Source organism: Arthrobacter sp. NPDC093128 (genome assembly GCF_040683875.1).
Classification (GTDB): Bacteria; Actinomycetota; Actinomycetes; order Actinomycetales; family Micrococcaceae; genus Arthrobacter.
In genome coordinates, this window is the sequence record NZ_JBFBEY010000002.1 from 250136 (window position 1) to 274626 (window position 24491).

The window sequence follows — 24491 nt, forward strand, 5'->3', positions numbered from 1 at the left end:
AGCGGCGGGCATTGCTGTGTAGCGGTGGACGAAACCGCTCCGGGTTCAGTCCTCGATCGTTGCGATCACGGCCCCGGCGGACACCGTCTCGCCGGCGACGGCGGCCAGGCCCGTGATGGTGCCCGCCCGGTGCGCCGTGAGCGGCTGCTCCATCTTCATCGCTTCAAGCACGACGACGAGATCACCTTCGGCAACCACGTCGCCTTCGGCGACGGCCACCTTCACGATGGTGCCCTGCATGGGGGACGTGAGCGCGTTGCCGCCGGCAGCTGCAGCCGCGCCCCCGGACCGCGAGCGCTTTTTGGCCTTGGCCGGCTTGGCAGAACCGCCGCCGGTGCTGAACGAGCCGAGTGACGCGGGCAGCACGACCTCAAGGCGTTTGCCGCCGACCTCGACGACGACGCGCTGGCGATCGCCGGCGTCGGACGCTTCAGCGTCGGTGCCGGTCGGGGTCCAGGCGGGAATCTCGTTGACGAACGCCGTCTCGATCCAGCGGGTGTGGACTTTGAACGGTCCCTCTGCCGGGGCAAAGTCGGGGTTGGTAACAACGGCGAGGTCGAAGGGGATGACGGTGGGGATGCCCTCCACCACCATTTCCTCCAGGGCCCGGCGGGAGCGCTGCAGTGCCTGGGCGCGGGTGGCGCCGGTGACGATCAGCTTGGAGAGCATTGAGTCGAAGTTGCCGCTGATGACGTCGCCCTGCTCCACGCCGGAATCGATCCTGATGCCGGGGCCGGTGGGGTTCTTCAGCGTGGTGATGGTGCCGGGAGCGGGCATGAAGTTGCGGCCCGGGTCCTCGCCGGTGATGCGGAACTCGATCGAGTGTCCGCGCACCTCGGGGTCGTCGTAGCCCAGCTTCTCGCCGCGGGCCAGCCGGAACTGTTCGCGGACGAGGTCGATTCCGGTGACTTCTTCAGAGACGCAATGCTCCACCTGGAGGCGGGTGTTGACCTCGAGGAAGGAGATGGTGCCGTCCTGGCCCACCAGGAATTCGCACGTTCCGGCGCCGAGGTAGCCGGCCTCCTTGAGGATGGCCTTGGAGGACTCGTAGAGGCGGCGGTTCTGCTCCTCGGTGAGGAACGGTGCCGGCGCCTCCTCCACGAGCTTCTGGTTGCGCCGCTGCAGGGAGCAGTCGCGGGTGGAAACCACAACGACGTTCCCGTAGGCGTCTGCCAGGCACTGGGTTTCGACGTGCCGGGGCGCGTCCAGGAAGCGCTCGATGAAGCATTCGCCGCGCCCAAAGGCAGCGACAGCCTCGCGGACGGCGGATTCGAAGAGTTCCGGGATTTCCTCACGCGTGCGGGCCACCTTGATGCCGCGGCCGCCGCCGCCGAAGGCAGCCTTGATGGCGACGGGGAGGCCGAACTTGTCCACGAACTCGAGGATCTCTTCGGCGGATTCCACCGGATCGGCGGTGCCGGGGACCTGCGGTGCGCCCACCTTCTCCGCGATGTGGCGGGCCTGGACCTTGTCGCCGAGGGCGGAGATGGCCTCCGGGGAGGGCCCGATCCAGGTGATGCCGGCCCCGATGACCATGGCTGCGAACTGGGCGTTCTCGGCCAGGAAGCCGTAGCCGGGGTGGATGGCGTCGGCGCCGCACTGGTGGGCCACCTCGATCAGCTTTTCCATGACCAGGTACGACTCGGCGGCGGTGTTCCCGCCCAGTGCGTAGGCCTCGTCCGCCAAGCGCACGTGCAGGGCATCGCGGTCCGGGTCGGCGTAGACCGCCACCGAGGTGATGCCCTCGTCGCGGGCGGCGCGGATGATGCGCACAGCGATTTCACCGCGGTTGGCGATCAGGACTTTGCTCAGCCGCTTGGAGCTCGTCAGGGCGGCACCTGCGTGGCTTGGGGCGGCGGACTGCTCTGGACTTGCGGACTGCTCCGAATTTGCTGACAAGGCGTCTCCTTCTTTCCTTCAGGGAGCCTAGCGCGATTTTGAGGGTTCCGCCGATATTACTTGCGGATTCCGCGCGTAAAGCTCCCAACCTTTGTAGGGAAGCTACAAAGAGCTGCGAATTGGCTCACTCAGCTCGGACTTCAGCGGGGTCAACGGCCCCGCCGGTCCACAGCTCCGTGATGCCCACGTGCGCCTGGCCCAGCAGGCCGCGGAGAGTGGATATGGAGAGCCCGACGACGGTGTGGGGGTCGCCGTCGACCTTCCGGATGAAGGCCCCGCCGTAGCCGTCGATCGTAAAGGAGCCGGCGCACTGGAGCGGTTCACCCGTGGCGATGTAGGCCTCGATCTCCTCGCCGCTCATCTCCATGAAATGGACCTCGGCGGAGGTCACGGCGCCCAGCGTCGCGCCGGAACCGGCGCGTTCGCCGCCGCTGTTCTCCGACGAGTCGGGGTCGGTGTCGCGGCAGTCCACCAGCCAGTGGCCGGTGTGCAGTACGCCCATGCTGCCGCTCATCCGCAGCATCCGTTCCCTTGCGACCTCGGCCGTGTACGGCTTGCCGTGCGCCTCGCCGTCGAACTCGAAGACGGAATCGCAGCCGAGCACCAGGGCGCCGTCCGCATCCTGCAGCGATGCGACGGCCTCAGCCTTGGCGCGCGCCAGCAGCAGGGCGGTGTCATGCGGATCCGTCACGCCGTAGCGGGCCTGGACGGCGTCTTCGTCCACGTCGGAGACCAGGATCTCGTGCCGGATGCCGGCATGGCTCAGCAGTTTGGTGCGGGCGGGGGACTGGGAGGCAAGGATGAGGCGGGTCACCGCTCCAGCCTAGTTCCCCCTGAGTCTCATTGTCGCTGGGTCTGGTCGCCCGGGACAACCGGCGGTTGGACGAGCTGAGCTCTGCAGTGAGCACTGTCAGGACGCGTCTCGAAGTGGCAGCGGTCCTGAGCCATGCACCCATAACCACGTCCGGGGGGAACCTCCCCGATGGCATCTCAAGCGGCTGTCCGGCTTCGGCAGGCCGTGATTTGTCTCCTGGCAGCCAATTCCATCATTACTGTCAGAGCCCAGAGGGACACTTGAGCCATGGACGGTAATTGGGGGTCCGAAGCAGCTCCGGCCGCAGCGGAGTGCGGTTGCGCTTGCAGTTGCGGCCAGGGGCCGGCAACGGAGAATGCGGCCTTAGTGTCGCGCGGAGGAGCCCTGTGCGGAGACATGTCTGAGCAGGACGGCGCCCGCCTGATTGACGAGATCCGGACACTGGAAGACAAAAAGTCTGCCTTGGCTGCCCGTCAGGCCCGGCTGTCCGTCGCATTTGATCAGCTGCAGCGCCGGCAGCAGTCCGACGCCGGGATCCCCACTGACCAGCTCGGAGTCGGCGTCGGAGCACAGATCGCCCTCGCCCGTCGCGAATCCCCGGCCAAGGGAAGCCGGTTGTTGGGCCTGGCCAAGGCTTTGGTGACGGAGATGCCGCACACGCTCGCCGCCTTGGAGACTGGTCAGCTGAATGAGTGGCGGGCTACCTTGTTGGTGCGCGAAACGGCGTGCCTGTCCTCGGCGGACCGGTGTGGCGTCGATGAGGAACTCGCGCCGGATGCGGGGACGCTGGCCGGTGTAGGTGACCGGGCACTGGTGGCCGCCGCCCGAACTGCTGCCTATCGCCGCGACCCGCGCTCCGTTACCCAACGCGCCGCCCAGGCCGCCACGGCGAGGAACGTCAGCCTCCGTCCCGCTCCGGACACCATGTGCTACCTAACCGCCCTGTTGCCCGTCGCGGCCGGTGTCGCCGTCCACGCCGCTCTTGTCCGGAACGCGGACTCTCTCCGCGCCGGCGGGGATCCCCGGTCCCGGGGCCAGATCATGGCCGATGACCTGGTTGAACGCGTCACCGGGACGCCGGGCGGGATCGCCGGTATCGAAATCCAGCTCGTCATGACCGACAGGACCCTCTTCCAAGGCGACGGCGAACCGGCACGCCTCCCCGTTTATGGCGTGGTTCCCGGCGGTTGGGCACGCGAGATCATTGGCCGGGGTGGATCGGCGCCCTCAACTTCCGGCCCTGGTGCTTCCGCACCCGGCGCCTTCCCATCCGGCGCAGCCGGCGATAAGGCTTTCAACACGTGGATCCGCCGTCTCTACACCGCCCCCGCCACGGGCGAGTTGGTGGCGATGGATTCCCGCGCCCGGCTTTTCCCCGCGGGACTCCGCCGCTTCATCGAGGCACGCGACAGCACCTGCCGCACCCCCTACTGCGACGCACCCATCCGCCACCTGGACCACATCGTTCCCTGGCACGTCGGCGGCGCTACGACACAGGCCAACGGCGCCGGGCTCTGCGAAGCATGCAACCACACCAAGGAAACGTCGGGCTGGCAGTCACACCCGTCTGCCGGACCGGGTGCCCCTGGTGGAACCAGACATGCCATCCGACTCACAACCCCAACCGGCCACAGCTACCAATCCACTGCGCCCCCGCTGCCCGGGACTCAACGCGGCAGCCCGGCCACAGAGTCAGTTCACCCGAAAGAGATCCGCCACCCGAAAGAGAGCCGGCACCGGAAAGAGCTCCGCCACCACGCCAAGCTTCACAAGCGGACCGTCCGGTCGCGGCGTGACGCTCCGTTCGCTGCGTAGCCAGGCAGGGACCGCAGGAAGCGGAACGCCCGCCGATCGAGTGATCGGCGGGCGGCCCACAGTGAAGTCGAGGAGTTCTGTCAGCGTGCGCCGACCTCTTCCGGATCTGCCACGGCGGGGGCGACCGCGGCCGGCGCATCCTTGCGGAGCTTCGCGCCTTCCACGTCCACGTCGGGCAGGATGCGGTCCAGCCAGCGCGGCAGCCACCAGGCCTTGCCGCCGAGCAGGTACATCACGGCCGGGACGATCGTCATGCGCACCACAAAGGCGTCTACCAGCACACCGAAGGCCATGGCGAAGCCGAGCGGCCTGACCATGTTCAGGTGCGAGAAGATGAAGCCGGCGAACACACTGACCATGATGATGGCGGCCGCGGTCACCACGGCGGAGGCATGGCTGAACCCGCTCCGGACGGCGTGCTTGGCTGATTCCCCGTGCATGAACGATTCGCGCATGCCGGAGGTGATGAACACCTGGTAGTCCATGGCCAGTCCGAACAGCACGCCGATCAGGATGATGGGCAGGAAGCTCAGTACTGCGCCGGGATTCTCGACGCCGAACACCGCGCCCAGCCAGCCCCATTGGTAGACGGCCACCACGGCGCCAAAGGCCGCGGCGAGGGACAGCAGGAAGCCTCCGGTCGCGAGCAGCGGCACCACAATCGAGCGGAAAACCAGCAGCAGCAGGATCAGTGACAGTCCGACCACGATGGCCAGGTACGGCGGCAGGGCATCGCCGAGTTTGGTGGAAACGTCCACGTTGCCGGCCGTCTGGCCGGTGAGGCCGATGCCAACGCCCGTGGTGTCCCGGATTTCGGCGTTCCTGGCCCGCAGTTCCGAGACCACCTGAACGGTGCTGGCGCTTGCCGGGCCCTCCTTCGGAATCACCTGAAACACTGCAGTGCGGCGATCCTCGCTGAGGGCAACCGGCACGGCGGCGGTGACGTTGTCCACGCCGCGGAGAATGTCCGCCACGTCGAACTGTTTGGCCCGGGCTTCCTCTTCGGTGAGTCCGGCCGGGAAGTCGCCCACCACCACGATGGGGCCGGTCATGCCTGCGCCGAAGCTGCGGCCGGTGACGTCGTAGGCCTTGAACGCCTGGGACTCCACCGGTTCCGAACCGCCGTCGGGAAGCGCCAGGCGGAGCTGGCTGGCGGGCAGCGCCAGGACGCCCAGAAGTGCCACACCTGCCAGCAGTGCCATCACCGGGTGCCGGGTGACCAGGCCGCCCCAGCCGTGGCTGCTGCGGTGTTCTTCCCGTGCCCGGTCCTCGGTCTCGTGGCCGGGGGCGGCGTTGTGCCGCTCGGCCTTCGCCCAGGCCCGCTTGGAGATCAGTTTCCGGCCAACCAGAGAGAGCACCGCCGGAGTGAGGGTCAGGGCCACAACGACGGCGACCGCCACCGTTGCGGCCGCGGACAGGCCCATGACGGCCAGGAACGGCAGCCCCGGAACCACCAGGGCGGCCAGTGCGATGATGACGGTCAGCCCTGCGAACATCACGGCGTTGCCCGAGGTCCCCGTGGCCAGGGCCACGGACTCCTCAGGGTTCATGCCGGTCAGCAGCTGGTTGCGGTGCCGGTTGACGATGAACAGTGAGTAGTCGATGCCCACCGCGAGGCCGAGCATGAGCGCCAGCATGGGGGAGATGGAACTCATGTCCACGGCGCCGCTGAGGGCGAACGTGGCGCCCACCCCAACAGCCACGCCCACCACGGCCATCAGCAGCGGAAGCCCTGCGGCGATCAGGGTACCCAGCATTACGATGAGCACCAGGGCGGCGATGGCGATGCCGAGGATCTCCGAAATGCCGAAGAGCTCGGAGATGTCTTCGGTGATGTCCTTGCTGGCCAGGGCTGTGACGCCGGCGGAGGAGGTTTCCCGGGCGATGTCCTGAACCTGCTGCCGTGCCTCCGGGGTCAGCCCGTTGATGGAGGTCTTGAACTGCACCTGGGCGATGGCGGCCTTGCCGTCCTCCGACACGAAGCGCATTCCCTGCGATGCCTCCAGCTGGCGTTTGCCGGCCGCAAGCTTCGCGGCGCCCGCCTCCAGTTCTTTGGTGCCGGCGTCGAGCTTTGCCTGGCCTTCCGTGAGGGCTGCCTTTTGCTGCCCGAGCTGCGCCTCGATCGCTGCGGCGGGCATGCCGGCGGCGGTCATCTGCTGTTCTGCGGCCTCAAGCTGCGCCTTTCCCGCAGCCAGCTCGGCGGCGGCCTGGTCCAGCCGGGCCTTGCCCGCTGCGGCCTGCTGCTCGCCGTCCGCGAGGTCGGCTGCTGCCTTGTCGAGCTGCGCCTGCGTCGCGAACGGATCCACTGTGCCCTGGACATCGGGAAGGGTCTTGAGCTTGGTCAGTGCGGCGGATACCGCATCCTTGCCGGCCTGGCTGAACTGGCCATCCCGGGCCTCGAAGACAATGGTCGCCGAGCCGCCGGAGGCGTTGGGGAGCTCTTTCTTGAGCTTGTCCGCCATCTGCTGGGTTTCGGTACCGGGGATCTGGAAGTTGTTGGACATAGTGCCGTGGAAGGCAGCGGCAGATCCGCCCACGCCCACAAGCACGGCAAGCCAGAGGGAAATGACCAGCCAGCGGCGGCGGTATGAGAACTTGCCGAGCCGGTAGAGGAAGAGGGCCATGTCAGTGCCGATCTGTGGAGGGGATGGCGGTGGGCATGAAGCCCGAGCCGAGGAGGCCCATGGCGTCGATCAGGAGTTGCCGGAGTATTGCCAGCGACTTGGCCGAAAGGTCAGCGCCGCACCGGGCGAACCAGACGTCCATGGCGGCCTTGCCGCAGGAGATCACGGAACCGGCCAGTGCGCGGAGGTAGAGCTCGTCGAGTTCCGCGCCGGGGGTCCCGGCGAAGCGTTCCCGGGCTGCTTCGATGATCTGCCCGGTGCAGTGGTCCCAGGCTTCGAGTTCGGAGCGGTTCAGCTGCGGATTCGACTGCGAGAGGCTGTACAGCTCGGCCATGGGGGCCACCGTCATGGGGTCGGCCAGCTGCACCAGTGCCGCGCGCGCCGATTCGAGGATGGGCTCGTCGGCGGGCCTCAGCCGGAACTGCGCCAGGGCGTTGTCCAGGAATCCGTGGGTGATGGAGGCCAGCGCCGCCTCCGTGCTGCCGAAATAGTTGAAGAAGGTGCGGCGGGAGATTGCTGCGGCGTCGGCAATGTCCTCCACGGTGAAGTTCCCCGGTCCCTTGCTGCGCAGGAGCCGCAGGGAGGCGTCGGTGATGGCCTGGCGGGTCGCAGCCTTGTTGAGTTCCCGACGCGAGGGCGCGGGCGGGTCAGGGATGGTACTGCCGGTGTGGGCGGTGGGCATGCGCTTACACTACGTGCATATTTACACTCTGTGCAAGTTTCTGCAGAAGCCGGATTCACAGCTTTCTAACAGCTTGGTGACAGCTCATCCTTATGCGGATGCCGCACCCTTAGGGAAGGTAGGTGAACTGTAACTACCACCGGAAAGCAGCCGTGTTCCTGCGGCAGATCGAGGAGACGTGCCATGTCTAGCAGAAAGAAGTTGGGCCTCGGCCTGGGCGCTGCGGCCCTGGTTGTGGGGGCCGGGATTGGTGTCAGTGGAATTGCGTCGGCGGCCACTACGCCGACGCCCGCACCGTCAGCCAGTGCATCGGCTGACGCCGGCACGGACGGTCACAACCGCGGCCACAAGGGTGGCCGGCACGGGCACGAAGGAGGTGTGCGGGCATCGGAGCTCGCCGCCAAGCTCGGTGTCGATGAAGCAAAGGTCACTGACGGACTGAAGGCGTTCCGTGAAGCAAACAAGCCATCCGGGCGTCCTGCCGAGGGCACGAAGCCGGACCGGGCTGCCATGGAAGCCGCGCTGGCTAAATCCCTCGCGGAGTCCCTGGGCATAGACGAGGCGAAGGTCACTGCCGCCCTGGAGGAGTTGCGCAACGAGGCCCAGTCAGAACGCGCAGCCGCCCTGAAGACCCGTCTGGATCAGGCGGTGGCGGACGGCAAGCTCACGCAAGCCGAAGCGGACGCTGTCACCAAGGCCGTTGAGCAGGGCGTGATCGGCGGCGGAGGCCGCTAGGCCCGTCCGTCCCCGCAGTGCCGCCGGGCTCCTGCAGAGACCGGCGAAGACGCCAATACGCAGAAGTCCCCCGGGAGATTCCCGGGGGACTTCTGCGTGCGGACGACGCCGGATACTAGGCTTTTGCGCCTGCCGGCACGCGGTCCTCGGCGGAAGGGGCCGCCGTCGGATCGGCAGCCGAAGCCGCTGCTGCGTATGCGTCATCGTCCGCGAAGGGATCACCGTTGCGCGGGGCGTTGTACAGCGCCTCGTCCAGGATGCCCTGGCGCTTGGCGACGATTGTGGGGACGAGCGCCTGTCCGGCGACGTTGACCGCGGTGCGGCCCATGTCGAGGATCGGGTCGATCGCCAGCAGGAGTCCGACGCCGGCCAGCGGCAGTCCCAGCGTGGAGAGGGTCAGGGTCAGCATCACGACGGCGCCGGTGGTTCCTGCGGTCGCGGCGGAGCCCAGTACCGAGACGAGGGCGATCAGCAGGTACTGGCTGAAGTCGAGCTGGATGCCGAAGAACTGTGCCACGAAGATCGCGGAGATGGCGGGGTAGATCGCGGCGCAGCCGTCCATCTTGGTGGTGGCGCCCAGCGGCACGGCGAAGGAAGCGTAGGCGCGGGGGACGCCCAGGCTGCGTTCGGTCACGCGCTGGGTCAGCGGCAGCGTGCCCACGGAGGAGCGGGAGACGAAGGCCAGCTGCACGGCGGGCCAGACGCCGGAGAAATACTGCTTGACGGAGAGCCCGTGGGTGCGGACCAGGACCGGGTACACCACGAACAGGACCAGGGCCAGGCCTACGTAGATGGCGAACGTGAACTTGCCCAGCGAACCGATGGTGTCCCAGCCGTACACGGCTACGGCGTTGCCGATGAGGCCCACCGTGCCCAGCGGCGCGATCCGGATGATCCACCAAAGGACCTTCTGGATGACAGCGAGGGCTGAGGCGTTGAGGTTCAGGAACGGCTCGGCGGCCTTGCCCACCTTCAGGGCGGCCACACCGACGGCGATCGCGATCACCAGGATCTGCAGGACGTTGAAGCTGACGGCGGTGGTGGCCACGCCTTCGGTGACGGTGGTGCTGGCGCCCAGGCCCAGGAAGTTCTTGGGGAAGAGGCCGATGAGGAAGGCCCACCAGTCACCGGATTTGCCCGAGTACTTGGCTTCCTGGGTGATGCCGGTGCTGGCACCGGGCTGCAGCAGCACACCCAGGCTGATGCCGATCAGCACGGCGATCAGCGACGTGATGGCGAACCAGAGCAGTGTGTTCCACGCCAGCTTCGCGGCGTTGGATACCTGCCGGAGGTTCGAGATGGAACTGACGACAGCGGTGAAGATGAGCGGGACCACGGCGGTCTGCAGCAGCGAGACGTAGCTCGAACCGATGGTCTGCAGGGTGGCGCCGAGGGCATTCGGGCTCGTCTTGGTGCTGCCCGTGTACTTTGCCAAAAGACCAAGGCCAAGGCCCACGATCAGGGCCGCGATGATCTGGAAGCCGAACGAACCGGCCCATTTGGGCAGCCGGAAGCCGGTGTTTCCTGCGGGGGAGGGGGTGCTGGTTTGAGTGCTCACCCGAACACGCTAGGCCGTGCAAAATACAGCTTCCACCCGACATTGAGAAATGTTACGCCGGGAATTTCCCGTGCCAGCGCCGCATCCCCTGGAAATCGCTGCAGCTGGGCCCTTTTATGAAGTTATTCCCGGAGCCGGTGTGGCAAACGTCTCGCCCCCACAACGAGTTTTTGTCCAGATAACCCGACTTCCGGGGCGGTTAGCTCGCGTTATCTGGACAAAAACTCGTCAGGCGGAAGGCACTTACCCCAGCAGTGCGCGCTTGAGGGTGTCGAGGCCAACCGAGCCTATGTTCAGGGCCTTGGTGTGGAATTCCTTAAGGTCGAAGCCGGGGCGGGCTTCGAGCTCGGCGCGGATCTTCTCCCACAGGCGCTGGCCCACCTTGTAGGACGGTGCCTGGCCCGGCCAGCCCAGGTAGCGGGCGAACTCGAAGTTCAACTGGCCCTCGCTGATGGCCAGGTTCTCCTTCAGGAAGCCGTAGCCCTTGTCCGGCGTCCAGGTTCCGTTGCCCCAGCGTTCCGGAACCTCCAGCTCCAGGTGGACGCCGATGTCGAACACCACACGCGCGGCACGCATGCGCTGCATGTCCAGCATGCCCATGTGGTCGCCCGGGTCCTGCAGGTAGCCCAGCTCCTGCATCAGTTTCTCGGCGTAGAGTGCCCAGCCTTCGCCGTGCCCTGACGTCCAGCAGACGTTGCGGCGCCACTTGTTCAGCAGCTCGCGGCGGTAGATGGCCGTGGCGATCTGGAGGTGGTGTCCGGGGACTCCTTCATGGAACACCGTGGTGGTCTCGGCCCACGTGGTGAAGGTGTCCTCACCGGCGGGGACTGACCACCACATCCGGCCCGGCCGGCTGAAGTCGTCGGTGGGTCCGGTGTAGTAGATGCCGCCCTCGTCGGTGGGGGCGATCAGGCATTCAAGGGTCTTCATGATGTCCGGAATCTCGAAGTGCACGCCGGCGAGATCCGCCACGGCCCTGTCCGAGAGGCCCTGCATCCAGGCCTTGAGCGCGTCGGTGCCCTGCAGCTGACGTGCGGGATCGCTGTTCAGGATCTCCTTGGCTTCCTCCACCGAAGCGCCCGGGCGGATTTCGGCGGCCACGCGTTCCTGTTCGGCAATGAGCCGTTCAAGTTCCTGGACGCCCCAGGCGTAGGTTTCGTCGAGGTCCACGGTCGCGCCGAGGAATTCCCGGGATGCCAGCGCATACCGGTCCCGGCCCACGGCATCCTTGGCCGGGGCCACGGGCAGCAGCTCAGTGGACAGGAAATCCGCCAGGTTCGCATAGGCCGCGCGGGCCGCGGCAGTGCCGTCGTCGAGCTTTGCCTGAAGGGCCGCGGAAAGCGGACCTTCCTTGGTCTTTGCGCCGGCCGCCATTTTCGCGAAGAAGCCGTCCTCGGCAGCGTACTTGGTGCATTGTTCGATGACGATTGACACCTGCCGCCCAGCGGAGACCTTCCCCTGCTCCCTGGCGGACCGCAGCGACTCGATGTAGCCGTCGATCGCTCCGGGGACGCTGTGGGCGCGGCCCGCGATGTGCTCCCAGTGCTCCGCGGAATCGGTGGGCATCAGGTCAAAGATGGCGCGGATATTCTGCGCCGGCGACTCGATGTTGTTCAGTTCGGCGGCATCCCAGCCGGACGCGTGGATTTCCAGCTGCAGTCCCAGCCGTTCGCGCATGGCGTCCAGCGTGACGGCGTCCACGTCGTCTTCCGGTTCCAGCCCGTCCAGCGCCGCCAGGGTTTCGCGCGCTGCGGCGTCGAACTCCGCTATGCCGGCCGGCGAGAAGTCCTGGAATTCAGTTTCGCTGCCCGGCACGCCGAGCGTCGTGGCGAGGCTCGGGTCGAGCCTGATGAGGGTTTCCGTATAGGCGTCGGCGACGGCGTCGATGGCTGTTTGGGGGCGCGCGGAGGCTGCGGGTTCGGTAGTCACCCCACGAGACTAACGGGGCAATCCCAGTTATGAAAGACTCACTGAACTTTTCGGAGTGTCAGTGGCCGGCCTCCGCGGCAGTCATGCGGTGCCCGCTGGCGCCGGCTTAGCCCCCGCTGCGCTTCCAGGCGCCCGGCCCCGGGGTGGGGGCCAGCCGCAGCTGCTGCCGGCGGACCCACTGGCGGACGCTGGGCTTCGACTTTCCCTCTGCCACGGACGTGCCAAGGGACAGCACGACGGCGGCCAGGGCCGCCAGTTCCACGTCCGTCGGTTCGCCCTTGACCACGGAGAACACCGGCTCCTGGGCGGTGGTTTCGCCGGGTGCAGTTTCGTTCCCCGCCGGGTTTGCGGCCGGCTCCACTTCCGGCGTCACAGCGGGATGTTTCCGTGCTTCTTGGCGGGAAGGCTGGCGCGCTTGTCCCGGAGGGCACGCAGGCCCTTGATGATCTGCACCCGGGTTTCGGACGGGGCGATGACGGCGTCCACATAGCCAAGCTGGGCCGCCTGGTACGGGTTCAGGAGCTCTTCCTCGTACTGCCGGATGACCTCAGCCCGCTTCGCCTCGACGTCCCCGCCGGCCTCAGCGACGGCGGCGAGCTCGCGGCGGTACAGAATGTTGACGGCGCCCTGTGCGCCCATCACGCCGATCTGCGCCGTGGGCCAGGCCAGGTTCAGGTCGGCGCCGAGCTTCTTGGAGCCCATCACGATGTACGCCCCGCCGTAGGCCTTGCGGGTGATCACGGTGAGCTTCGGAACGGAGGCCTCGGCGTAGGCGTATAGGAGCTTGGCGCCGCGGCGGATGATGCCCTGGAATTCCTGGTCCTTGCCGGGCAGGAAGCCGGGGACATCCACGAGCGTGATGATGGGGATGTTGAAGGCATCGCAGTGCCGCACGAAGCGGGCGGCCTTTTCCGACGCCGAGATGTCGAGGGTGCCCGCGAACTGCATGGGCTGGTTGGCCACGATGCCCACGGTGTGGCCTTCGATGCGGCCGTAGCCCATCATCACGTTCGGCGCGTAGAGGGCCTGCATCTCCAGGAAGTGGCCGTCGTCCACGATCTGCTCAACGACCTTGCGCATGTCGTAGGGCTGGTTGGCGGAATCCGGGATCAGCGCGTCCAGGGTGAGGTCGTCGTCGTCGACTTCCAGCTCCTGCTGGTGCTCCAGGACCGGGGCCTCGGCCAGGTTGTTGGAGGGCAGGAAGTCCAGGAGCTCGCGGACGAATTCGACGGCGTCCGCCTCGTCCGAGGCCAGGTAGGTGGAGGTTCCGGTGGTGGCGTTGTGCTGGCGCGCACCGCCGAGCGTCTCCATGTCAACGTCCTCGCCGGTGACGGTCTTGATCACGTCAGGGCCGGTGATGAACATGTGAGAGGTCTTGTCCACCATGACCACGTAGTCGGTCAGGGCGGGGGAGTAGGCCGCGCCGCCGGCGGAGGGGCCCATGATGAGCGAAATCTGCGGGACGACGCCGGAAGCGTGGACGTTGTTGCGGAAGATGTCCGCGAACATTGCCAGGGAGGCGACGCCCTCCTGGATGCGGGCACCGCCGCCGTCGAGGATGCCCACCACCGGGCAGCCGTTGCGCAGCGCGAACTCCTGGACCTTGACGATCTTCTCGCCGTTGACCTGGCTCAGAGAGCCGCCGTAGACGGAGAAGTCCTGGCTGTAGACCGCCACCGGGCGGCCGTCCACCGTGCCGTAGCCGGAGACAAGTCCGTCGCCGAGCGGCTTCTTCTTCTCCATGCCGAAGGCCGTGGAACGGTGCACCGCAAGGGCGTCGAACTCGACGAAGGAACCTTCGTCCAAAAGAAGGTCGATGCGTTCACGCGCGGTGTTTTTGCCGCGTGCATGCTGCTTTTCGATTGCTTCCGGGCCGGAAGGCTGCTCGGCACGAGCCTGGCGGTCGCGGAAGTCTGCAATCTTGCCCGCTGTCGTTGTCAGATCGTGGCTCATCAAGTGTCTCCGGCTCTGTAGCTGATAGTCGCTGGTCCCGTTGTGCATCGGCGCTTAAGTAGCTTCCGCACAAAAACAGGACCCTGATGGCTAGTCTAGTGACGCTATTCGCCCGGACCGCTGTAGAAACCCTACAATTTTCTGCCTTTGAGTGACGCTGACCGCTATGTTACCCATCAGTAACATAGTTCGGCTAGAGTGTCCTCATGACTTCAAGCAACGATGCTTCGGGCACCGCCGCAGGGCCGTACCAGGCCGCCGGTTCCCTTCAGGGCCGCACCATCCTGATGTCCGGCGGCAGCCGCGGTATCGGTCTGGCCGTTGCCCTCCGCGCCGCCCGCGACGGCGCCAACATCGTGCTGATGGCCAAGACCGGCCAGCCGCACGCGAAACTCGAAGGAACGGTTTACAGCGCCGCCGAACAGTTGGAGGCGGCCGGCGGCCAGGCGCTGCCGATCGTCGGAGACGTGCGCAATGACGACGACGTCGCCGGTGCGGTTGCCGCCGCCGTCGAGCAATTCGGCGGCATCGACACCGTGATCAACAACGCCTCGGCTATTGACCTTTCCAAGACCGACGCCGTGGACATGAAACGCTATGACCTGATGCAGGACATCAATGTCCGCGGCACCTTCCTGCTGTCCAAGCTCGCACTGCCCGCCCTTCGCCGCTCATCGTCCGCCAATATCCTGACCCTTTCGCCGCCCCTGAACCTGGACCCCAAATGGGCCGGAATGCACCTTGCCTACACCATGGCCAAATACGGAATGAGCCTCACCACGCTCGGACTGGCCGAGGAACTCAGGGAAGACGGCATCGATGTCAACTCGCTGTGGCCCTGCACCCTGATCGACACCGCCGCCATCCGCAACATGCCCGGAGGCGAGAACATGGTCAAGGCCGCACGAGGTCCGGAGATCGTGGCGGATGCGGCCCATGCGGTGCTGACGCGCAGCAATGCAGTAGGCGACGGAGGCTCGCGGAGCGGCAATTTCTACACGGACGAACAGGTGCTCGCCGCGGCCGGCGTGACCGATTTCTCCCCGTACAGCCTCGGGGCGCCGGAGGGTCGGCTGGTCCCTGACATTTTCCTCTGAGAACCCCGCGGGCCGCCGCCGCAGCAGCGGCAACTCGGTAGGATTCAACTATGGACGCCCCACAGCCTGCCGACGGCCAGGACCCGAGCAACGTGCCTTCTCCCGAGAGCAACCCGGAGTTGCCTTCCGCGGCCCGGGTCGGACTCAACAGGAATGAGTTGAGTGGCGAGGATTTCCTGGCGGCCAACGGGATAGCGCAGCTCATTGTGGTGGACTCGACAGGGTCCACCAACGCGGACCTCCTGCAGGGGGTGACCGTGGACCCGCACGCCTGGCCGGACCTCTCCGTGCTGACGGCCGAGCATCAGACGGCAGCGCGCGGCCGGCTCGACCGCCACTGGGAGGCGCCGCCGCTGAGCTCCGTGTCTGTCTCAGTGGTCCTCCGGCCGGTCAACTCGGAAGGACGGCCGCTGCCCACCCACAGCTACTCCTGGTTCTCGCTGCTGGCGGCCCTTGCCTTGCGCGAGGCACTCCTGGAAACGGCCGGGATCCCGGCCGAGATCAAGTGGCCGAACGATGTCATGGTGCGTGGCCGGAAGATCGCGGGCATCCTGGCGCAGCTGGGCCCCATGGGGGACGGAACCGTTCCGCCCGTGATCCTTGGCACAGGCCTCAACGTGACACTGACCGCATCGGAGCTCCCTGTTCCCACGGCCACGTCCGTGCTGCTGGAGAGTGCCCGGACCGTCGACCGGACCACACTGCTCAAGAGTTATCTTTCGCGCTTTGCCGCCCTGTACCGCAACTTCTGCAATGCCGACGGCGACCCCGCCGCCGGGATGGCCGGCGGGCCGTCGCTGCACAAGCGGGTTGAATCGGTGATGTCCACCCTCGGCAAGCAGGTCCGCGCGCAGCTGCCGGGGGACCATGAAATCATCGGCCACGCATCCCGCCTGGACGAATACGGCTCCCTCCTGGTGGTCGATGCGGGCAAGCACGAGCACGTGGTGACCGCCGGTGACGTGGTTCACCTCCGGCCATGGACGCCGCCGGGCGCGCCGGGCGCGGGGACCGGAACCGCGGAAAGCGGATATGCGTAAAGACCTCCTGCCGGGTGAACAGGTCATCACTGTCACCCGGCCCCAGCCCCGGAAGCTGGCTTTCCCGGGGTTGCTGTTCATCGTGGCGCCCGCTTTGGGGGCCTTCGCGAGTGCCTGGATTGTGAAAGGGGAACCGGCCAGGCTGGTGCCGCTGATTACCAGGGAATGGACCTTTTGGCTTGTCGCAGTGTGCGTCGCCGGAGTTGCGTGGATACTGTTGGGGTATTGCCTGCCGCGCCTGCTGAGATGGCACGCTACCCAGTACGTATTGACCAGCAGGCGGATAGTTGCCCGTTACGGCATGTTGCGCAGGCGGGACATGCAGATCTCGCTCGCATCGGTGCGTCACGTCGGGGTCAGCCAGTCGCTGTGGCAACGCATATTGCGTTCCGGGAATATATCGTTGGATACCGGGCACGGTGCGGATGCCGTGATCCCGGACGTTCCGGAGGCTGCGAAGTTTCGAAACTTCGTCCTCGACGCCATCGATGAGCTGCCGGACGGTGCGGTTTTTGAGGCCGACCGGGCGCAGGGAAACGCCGGGGACGGGCCGCAGTACCGGCCGTGGGATATGGGGGAGCCGTGGGATACGAGAGAAGGTGGAAGAGATGAGCGCTGAGAATGCCGGGGCTGTGAACGAGGCCGAGCCGTCTGTGCTGCCTTCACCGCCGGACGCCGTGGTGGAGTCCGTCACGCTCGAAGCCGCTGTCCTGGATACGGCCACCCTCAAACAGGTCTCGTTGGACCCGGCTCCGGGACTGGTGGACCGTGCCTCCGTTGATCCGGTTTCGCTCGATGCTGCTTCCGTGGGGGCGCCGGTGCTCGGCGCAGCCCTGCCCGGTCGCCCTGCCGATGCCCGGCCGGCAGTGCACCACCCGATACCCCACGACCCCGCGCCGTATGATCCTGCACACGCAAGCCGGTCCGCCGAGTCCGTCGAGGCGACTCCCACCGGAACCCTTTCCGCCGAACGGCTCGCAGCCAAGGCGCTCGAAGCCAGGCTCCTTGGCGGGGAACGCAAGCTGCGCCGTCGTGAGGTGGCGGCCGGCGCCGGGCTGTCCCTGCTGTCCGCCCGCAAGCTTTGGCGTGCCCTGGGGTTTCCGAACCTGGGCGATGAGGACGTCGCCTTCACGGAGCGTGACCAGGCGGCACTGTCCACGGTGGTGGACCTGGTCCGGACGGGGAAGCTCACCGAAGAGGCCGCCATTTCCGTTACCCGTGCCATCGGGCAAATGACTGACCGCATGGTGGTTTGGCAGATCGAGGCCCTCGTGGAGGATTTGGTCCACCAGCAGGGTGTGCCGGACGCCGTGGCCCGCAAGATGCTGGTCAACCAGCTGCCGTCGCTGGTGGATGCCCTTGAGGAAATGCTGACTTACTCCTGGCGACGGCAGCTCAATGCCGGTGTCCAGCGTCTTGCCGTACGGGCAGAGGCCGGACTGCAGGCCAGTGAAGAGGGCCGGGAAGGCGACGAGGATGACGCCCCGCTGCCCCTTGCGCGGGCCGTGGGCTTTGCGGACCTGGTTTCCTATACGAGCCTTTCCAGGCGCATGAACGAGAAGACGCTCGCGCAGCTGGTGCAGCGCTTTGAGAACAAATGCGCCGAGATCATTTCGGTCGGTGGCGGCAGGCTGGTGAAAACGGTGGGAGACGAAGTCCTTTACATTGCCGAGACTCCCGCGGCCGGCGCCGAAATTTCGCTCGCCCTGTCACATGCCTTCACCGAGGATGAGATCCTTCCGCAAGCGAGGGTTGCCATGGTGTGGGGCCGCATACTCTCGCGCCTCGGCGACATCTACGGCCCCACCGTTAACCTGGCCGCCCGCCTGACGTCGCTGGCCGATCCCGGTACTGTCCTGGTCGATTCGATGACCGCCGCAGCCCTGGAAAACGATGAGAGGTTTGTGCTGGACCCGCAGCAGGCCGAGGAGGTCCGCGGCTTCGGGGAAATCCACCCTTTCCTGCTGCAGCGCGGCAGTGGCCGGGGCTTGATCCTGGATTGACATTCAGGCCCGCGTTACTGCGGTACGGAACCGCAGTGTGGGTTTCTAAAATTGATGGTCTTATGACATAGTCGGACTAATCCGGCTATTTCGCACAGCGGGTCCTGACGTGCCCGGAATGCATTTTTTGTGGGGGAAAACTGGTAATGAAACGGCTACGTGGTTCCGTGCGGCCCGATTCAGGATCGAAGCCGGGCAGCCGGCGCGCCAGCATTCTCCGCGGCAGCGTTTTCGCGGTGGTGGCCGCAGCGCTGGTGGCCGGCGCGGTGATTTATCCCGGGTTCAAGACCACTGAGGTGGAATTGAACGACGGCGGCGTGTGGGTGGTCAGCAAGGCCAGGAATGCCGTGGGCCGGCTGAACTACCCGTCGCGGGTCCTGGACGGTGCGGTGACGCCGGCGAGTGCGACATTCGATGTGCTGCAGGACGCCGGGAACGTGTTTGTGGACGACAACGCCGGGTCCACGCTGAACCAGGTTTCCCCGGCCAACATGCGCCTGGGCGGGGACAAGAAGCTCCCGGGTTCGGCAGATGTGAGCTTCGGTTCCGAGGTCATTTCCGTCACCGATGCAGCGAAGGGCAAGGTCTGGGCCCTGTCTCCGTCCACCGTGAACGGATTCGACGAGGAATCCACGGAACCCGTGCTGTCCGCTTCGCAGGGCACCGTCTCCGCGGTGGGAGCCGACAACCGGATTTACAGTGCTGATCCGAAGTCGGGCGCGGTGACCGTCACGACCGTGGACGCGAACGGTGAGACTACGTCCACCGAGTCCACCACCTGGGACGGGCTCAAGGGTGCGGGTGATCTGCAGCTTGCGGTGGTGGGGGACAAGCCGGTGGTGCTGGATGCTGGCCGGGGGAAGCTGTTCCTGCCGGGCGGGCGGGCGCTGGATCTGGCGGACGCGCGGGAGGCGAAGCTGCAGCAGTCGGGTCCGGCCTCTGACGCGGTGGCTGTGGCGACGCCGAAGGCGTTGTTGAAGCAGCCGCTGGACGGGTCCACGGCGAAGACTGTTTCGTTTGACGGTGAGGGTGTTCCGGCGGCGCCGGTGCAGCTGGGCGGCTGTATTCATGCGGCGTGGTCGGGGGCGAACAAGTATGTGCGCGATTGCGTGAATGATGCCGATGACAAGAACGTGGACGTGCCCAAGGCGAGTGCGTCGCCGTCGTACGTGTTCCGGGTGAACCGGGACCTGGTGGTCCTGAACGACGTGAACTCGGGCAATGTGTGGCTGGTGAACCAGAACATGCAGCTGGTCAACAACTGGGACGACGTGATCCCGCCGCAACAGACCTCCGACGACGCGGACAAGGACTCCGCGGACGAAGTCCAGCAGACCGTCCTGCCGGACCGGACCAAGCCCAACAGCGCACCGGTCGCCAAGCCGGACACGTTTGGGGTGCGCGCAGGAAAGACCGCCATCCTCCCGGTCCTGGACAACGACACCGACCCCGACGGCGACATCCTCACCGTTCGCGCCCCCGACCCGATCAAGTCCGGGCTCCTCGCCCCGATCTACGGTTCCACCGGCTTCCAGGTCAGCGTCCCTGCCGACAAGACCGGTTCGGAAACCTTCAAATACTCAGTGGACGACGGCCGCGGCCTCACAGCCTCCTCCGACGTCACCCTCAATATCATTCCGCCGGGGGAGAACTCGGCCCCGCGGCAGAAGCCGAACCGGAACACCACCCTCGTGGTCCAGGCCGGCAAACTCGTCAGCCAGAACATCCTCACCGACTGGACCGACCCCGACGGCGACGACCTCTACGTGGTCAGTGCCACCGGCAGCGACCCCCGGGACCAGGTCAAGGCCCGGCCCGACGGACTGCTCAGCTTCCAGGACGCCGGCTCGGAACCAGGCCGCAAGGTGGTCACCCTGACGGTGTCCGACGGTCAATCCACCGCCGAGGGCAAGGTCACGGTGGACGTACGCGCCCCCGGCGCGCTTCCGCCGATTGCCAACGCGGACCACATCGTCGCCGTCGCCGGTGTGGACACGGTCATCGCACCGCTGAAGAACGACTCGGACCCGCAGGGCGGTGCGCTCCGCCTTGCCCAGGTCTCGCCGGACGGCAATTCCACAGCCATCATGGGGGCGGACCAGCAGACCTTCACCTTCAACTCTGCCGCCCAGGGTGCCCACTATGTGTCGTACCTCGTAACCAACGGTCCGGCCAGCGCCCAGCAACTGGTCCGCGTGGACGTGGTTCCCGGCAACGGCGACGGCGCCCCCGTCGCCGTGCGGGACACGGCCCTGCTGCCCAGCGGCGGCAGCGTCCTGGTGGACGTGCTCGGCAACGACTCAGACCCCTCCGGCGGCGTCCTTGTGGTCCAGTCCGTCACGGCGGCCGACGGCCAACCCATCAGTGCCTCGGTGCTGGACCACTCCGTCGTCCGGATCACCGACATCCGGGCGCAGGGCCAGCTCAACGTCAAGTACACGATTTCGAACGGCAAGTCCTCGGCCAGCGGGGACATCGCAGTCCTGGTGGTGCCTGCGCCGGCCAAGCTTCAGGCGCCGCAGGCAAAGCCGGACGAGGTGTCAGTGCGCGCGGGCGACGTTGTCACCATACCGGTCCTGGGGAACGACACCGACCCCAACGGCGGCAAACTCACCCTCGAGCCGGAACTGGCGCAAAAGCCCGACGACGCCGACGGGCGCATCTTCCGCTCCGGCGGCACGCTGCGCTTTATTGCCGGGGACGTACCTAAGACGGTCTACGCGATCTACAAGGTCACCAATGAATCAGGGCAGTCGGACTCGCAACAGGTCACCATCCGCGTCCGCGCCCGCGATGACGAACGGAACACCCGTCCGGAACCGAAGAACCTGACCGCCCGCGTAGTCTCCGGCATGGTGGTAAGGATCCCCGTTCCGCTCGACGGCATCGACGCCGACGGTGACTCCGTGCAGCTGATCGGGGTGGACAAGGCCCCCGCCATGGGAACGGCCGTGGTCAAGGACGGCTACCTTGAGTTCACCGCCACCGGAACTGCCGCCGGCACCGACACCTTCACCTACCGGGTCCGGGACCGGATCGGCGCCGAAAATACCGGCACTGTGATTGTGGGCATCGCCCCGCCGGAAGCCAACAACCAGAAACCCATCGCGGTGGACGACGCCGTGGACGTCCGCCCCGGGCGCAAGATCGCCGTGGACGCCCTCAGCAACGACTCGGACCCTGACGGGGACCCGATCGGGCTGGTCTCCAACGCCTTCGAAGCCCGTCCCGAACTCCGCGTCGAGTCAGCCGACGGAGGCAAAGTGCTGTTCACCGCGCCGGGTGCCGCCGGCAACGAGAGCGTCAGCTACAAGATCCAGGACGACAAAAAAGCCCAAGGCAGTGCGGTGGTCCGGGTCCGGGTCAGCCCCGATGCCGCCCTCAAGGCACCGGCCGCCCAGGACGATGTCATCACCCCCGCCGAGACGCTCGGGAAATCCGCAGTCGACGTCCCGGTCCTGAAGAACGATTCCGACCCCGACGGCGTGGCCTCCGAACTCAAGATCAGCCTGCCGGACGGCAACCCGAACGCGCGCGTCGGCGGCGACGGCAACGTAGTGGTCAGCCTTGCACCGGCGGACCAGCTGGTCCCATACACGGTTACCGACATCGACGGCAAAAGCGCCACGGCAGTCATCTGGGTGCCCGGACAGGGCGAACAGCACCCCACCCTGGCCCGCGCCGACGTCGTCGAGGTGATGGCCGGCAAGGAAATCACCCTGAACCTGAACGAGTACGTCCGGGTCAGGGACGGCCGCACACCCCGGATCACCCAGACGGACAAAGTCCGGGTGCAGGGAGCGGACGCCCAAAACGTCATCGCCGGCAACGGCAACGCCCTGCGTTATGCCGCGCTCAAGGACTACGTTGGCCCCGGCTCCGTCACCTTCGAAGTGACGGACGGCTCCGGTCCGGACGATCCGCAGGGCCTGAAATCCACGCTGACCGTCATCACCCGGGTGGTTCCGGACCCGAACGCCAACCACGAGCCCACTTTCAGCGGAACCGACCTTGAGGTGCCCAAGGGCGAAACTGCGGGCCTGGAACTGGGCAACCTGGCCAAGGATGTGGATTCCGGAGACCAGGAGAAGCTCAAGTTCGAATTCGACGGAGCGTTGCCGGAAGGCTTCACGGCAACGATTGAGGGGCAAACTCTCAAGGTCAGCTCCGAGTCCGCCATGGTTGCGGGCCGCAAGGGAACCATCCCGCTGAAGGTAACCGACGGCCGCTCCGGACCGGTCAAGGCCTCGGTGACGGCTGCCGTCGTCGCCTCCAACCGGCCGCTCCCGACCGCCAACGAGGACGTCATCGAAAAGGCCAACGCCGGCCGGACCGAGACCATCAACGTCCTCGCCAATGACTTCAACCCCTTCAGTGATGCCCCGCTGAAGATCGTCTCCGTCGCCGTGGAAACGGGCTCCGCCGCCGGGCAGCCGGCAATCAGCGGGGATTCCATCACGGTTACGCCGGCGGACGGATCCAAGGGCGTTATGGTGCTCCGGTACACGGTCTCGGACAAAACGGACGACCCGTCCCGCCAAGCGAACGGCCGGGTCCGCATCACGGTCCGGGACAAGCCGGACGCACCCGCTGCACCCGCCGCAACGGACGTGCGCAGCCGGACGGCCGTGCTCAAGTGGGCTCCGCCCGCGGACAATGGTGCACCGATCTCCAAATACACGGTGCGCTCCAACGGGTTTAGCCAGGACTGCCCCACCACTACCTGCACGCTCAATGGCCTGACGAACAACGTTAAGTACGTCTTCACCGTCACCGCCACCAATGAAGTCAATGAGTCCGAGACCTCACCGCCCTCGAATGAGATCCGGCCGGACGAGAAGCCGTCCCCGCCCGAAGCGCCCGCCGTGAAGGCGGGCGATAAGAACATGGTGATTAACTGGCCTCCGGCCAAGACCGAGGGCTCGGCAGTCAAGAGCTACAACCTCGAGATCTCGCCGTCGCCGGCCAGCGGAGTCGCCGTGAAGAACGGTGTGACCGGCCTGACTTACACCTGGCCGGGCCTGACCAACGGCGTCCGCTACAAAGTGCGCGCCCAGGCCGTCAACGAGCTTGGCCCGTCGGAATGGGGCATTTACTCCTCCGAAGACAACCCGGCCGGAGTGCCGGCCGCACCGGCAGCCCCGACCTCCGCCGTGGCCTCCGCGGTGGGAACCACGAACCAGCTGCGGGTGAACTGGACGGAACCGGACACCAACGGGGACGCGATCAGGAACTACTACGTCACGATGAGCGGAGGCGGTGGAGCCCCGCAGACCCAAGCCATCGCCGGTACTGTACGCACCGCCAACTTCACGGCAAACAATTCCGAGGCCGAGTACACGTTTACGGTCCAGGCTGAAAACAAAGCCGGAAAGGGTGCTGTCAGTCTGCCGTCCGCGCCCAGGCGCGCCACGGGCAAGCTTGGCCAGGTCTCCGGGGTCAGCGCAGCCGCCGCGGGCACCGGGGGAGCAGGGCGTCAGGTGACCATCAACTTCAAGGAACTGACCGCCGCCGAACGCAACGGGTCGGCCTACGGCGAGGTCAGCTACAGCTACAACGCCAGCACCGGCCAGACCGGTCCCGTCAAGCCCGGGCAGACGGTCGGCGGCTTCGCCAACGGCACGGCGACCACCATCACGGTGATCGCACACTCCACCGTGGCGCCGAGCTCCAACGCCAGTGCCGGAGCTTCGGCCACCCCCTACGGTTCGCCCGGCACACCGTCGGCGTCGGGGCAGGACGGCGCGATGAACCAGAAGTCGCTCACCCTGAACTGGTCCTCCCCGTCGACCACAACCAACGACGTTGCTTTGACCAGGATCAGGATCGACAACGGCGGCTGGGAAAACGTTGCCGCGGCCGGCAGCAGGGTCATCAACACCGGCGGATTCGGCGAGTCCCATCGAATCGACGTGAAAACCGTCAACTCGCTGGGAACAGAGAGCGGCGTTGTTTCGGCGTCCGCCAAATCCGGTGCGCAAGGAGAGTGGATAACGACCGTCGTCAAGGGCACGGATCTGGTCCGCACCTGCACGTTCGAATACGGCAAGGCCAGCTACCGGCCGAAACCCTACTTCGACTGCCAGGGGATCAACAACGGCGATACACCGCCGTGGTTCTACGTCAACAGCGGCGAGCGGATTGTGGTCCACTGCTATGTGATGATGAACGACCAGTGGACCAACACCCCGGATCAGCCGTTCTACCGGGTTGAACCCGGATCCAACCGGAACGTCGGGTACTACATGGTCGCGGGACACTCGCAGCTCGGTCATCCGTACTCCCATGGGATTCCGCAATGCTGATCCCTATGACGGAAGGAACCGCTGGTCAGGCGGTGGG

Annotated in this window: 15 protein-coding genes; 7 read left to right on the forward strand and 8 right to left on the reverse strand. The window is 66.5% G+C overall.

The annotated features are described in order from the left end of the window. Positions 1–45: 45 nt before the first annotated feature. Positions 46–1830 carry a biotin carboxylase N-terminal domain-containing protein gene (locus AB0N24_RS03070; RefSeq protein ID WP_364120638.1) on the reverse strand — a complete coding sequence of 595 codons (1785 nt, stop codon included), beginning with the start codon at positions 1828–1830 and terminating at the stop codon, positions 46–48. A 193-nt stretch (positions 1831–2023) separates the two neighbouring features. Beyond that, positions 2024–2713, reverse strand: a complete 690-nt coding sequence (locus AB0N24_RS03075) for a nucleoside triphosphate pyrophosphatase (RefSeq protein WP_364120256.1) — start codon at positions 2711–2713, stop codon at positions 2024–2026. A 396-nt stretch (positions 2714–3109) separates the two neighbouring features. Here AB0N24_RS03075 and AB0N24_RS03080 point away from each other — a divergent pair, with 396 nt between their 5' ends. Next, on the forward strand, positions 3110–4528 hold the full coding sequence (locus AB0N24_RS03080) for an HNH endonuclease signature motif containing protein (RefSeq protein ID WP_364120259.1): 1419 nt from the start codon (positions 3110–3112) through the stop codon (positions 4526–4528). 80 nt (positions 4529–4608) lie between these two features. On the opposite strand, the gene AB0N24_RS03085 is transcribed toward AB0N24_RS03080, so the two are convergent. Both AB0N24_RS03085 and AB0N24_RS03090 read right to left on the reverse strand, forming a co-directional pair. Beyond that, positions 4609–7152, reverse strand: a complete 2544-nt coding sequence (locus AB0N24_RS03085) for an MMPL family transporter (protein WP_364120262.1) — start codon at positions 7150–7152, stop codon at positions 4609–4611. Position 7153: 1 nt separating this feature from the next. Then, positions 7154–7834: a TetR/AcrR family transcriptional regulator gene (locus AB0N24_RS03090; protein ID WP_364120265.1), complete on the reverse strand. Its 681-nt coding sequence runs from the start codon at positions 7832–7834 to the stop codon at positions 7154–7156. 183 nt (positions 7835–8017) lie between these two features. Here AB0N24_RS03090 and AB0N24_RS03095 point away from each other — a divergent pair, with 183 nt between their 5' ends. Next, complete coding sequence (locus tag AB0N24_RS03095; protein WP_364120268.1) at positions 8018–8569, forward strand: hypothetical protein; 552 nt, start codon at positions 8018–8020, stop codon at positions 8567–8569. A 115-nt stretch (positions 8570–8684) separates the two neighbouring features. Here AB0N24_RS03095 and AB0N24_RS03100 read toward each other — a convergent pair whose 3' ends face one another. From AB0N24_RS03100 to AB0N24_RS03115, 4 genes are all read right to left on the reverse strand, one after another. Then, positions 8685–10127, reverse strand: a complete 1443-nt coding sequence (locus tag AB0N24_RS03100; RefSeq protein WP_364120271.1) for a dicarboxylate/amino acid:cation symporter — start codon at positions 10125–10127, stop codon at positions 8685–8687. A gap of 243 nt (positions 10128–10370) precedes the next feature. Then, positions 10371–12056, reverse strand: a complete 1686-nt coding sequence (locus AB0N24_RS03105; protein ID WP_364120273.1) for a DUF885 domain-containing protein — start codon at positions 12054–12056, stop codon at positions 10371–10373. 106 nt (positions 12057–12162) lie between these two features. Next, positions 12163–12351, reverse strand: coding sequence for an acyl-CoA carboxylase subunit epsilon (locus AB0N24_RS03110; protein WP_364120642.1), 189 nt, complete (start codon positions 12349–12351; stop codon positions 12163–12165). A gap of 74 nt (positions 12352–12425) precedes the next feature. Then, positions 12426–14009 carry an acyl-CoA carboxylase subunit beta gene (locus AB0N24_RS03115; RefSeq protein ID WP_364120275.1) on the reverse strand — a complete coding sequence of 528 codons (1584 nt, stop codon included), beginning with the start codon at positions 14007–14009 and terminating at the stop codon, positions 12426–12428. 206 nt (positions 14010–14215) lie between these two features. On the opposite strand from AB0N24_RS03115, the gene AB0N24_RS03120 reads away from it, so the two are divergent. The 5 genes from AB0N24_RS03120 (at position 14216) to AB0N24_RS03140 (ending at position 24454) form a co-directional block, all read left to right on the forward strand. Further along, positions 14216–15106 carry an NAD(P)-dependent oxidoreductase gene (locus tag AB0N24_RS03120; RefSeq protein WP_364120277.1) on the forward strand — a complete coding sequence of 297 codons (891 nt, stop codon included), beginning with the start codon at positions 14216–14218 and terminating at the stop codon, positions 15104–15106. 50 nt (positions 15107–15156) lie between these two features. Then, the gene (locus tag AB0N24_RS03125; RefSeq protein ID WP_364120280.1) at positions 15157–16146 is read left to right on the forward strand and encodes a biotin--[acetyl-CoA-carboxylase] ligase; all 990 of its coding nucleotides are present in this window, start codon (positions 15157–15159) and stop codon (positions 16144–16146) included. Then, positions 16139–16765: a PH domain-containing protein gene (locus AB0N24_RS03130; RefSeq protein ID WP_364120282.1), complete on the forward strand. Its 627-nt coding sequence runs from the start codon at positions 16139–16141 to the stop codon at positions 16763–16765. The genes AB0N24_RS03125 and AB0N24_RS03130 overlap by 8 nt, the downstream gene beginning before the upstream one ends. Continuing rightward, a complete protein-coding gene (locus AB0N24_RS03135) occupies positions 16755–18149 on the forward strand; it encodes an adenylate/guanylate cyclase domain-containing protein (RefSeq protein ID WP_364120285.1) in 1395 nt (464 codons plus the stop codon). Before AB0N24_RS03130 ends, AB0N24_RS03135 begins: the two co-directional genes overlap by 11 nt. A gap of 146 nt (positions 18150–18295) precedes the next feature. Further along, entirely contained in the window at positions 18296–24454 is a 6159-nt protein-coding gene (locus AB0N24_RS03140; RefSeq protein WP_364120288.1) for an Ig-like domain-containing protein, read from the forward strand. The last annotated feature ends 37 nt before the right edge of the window (positions 24455–24491 follow it).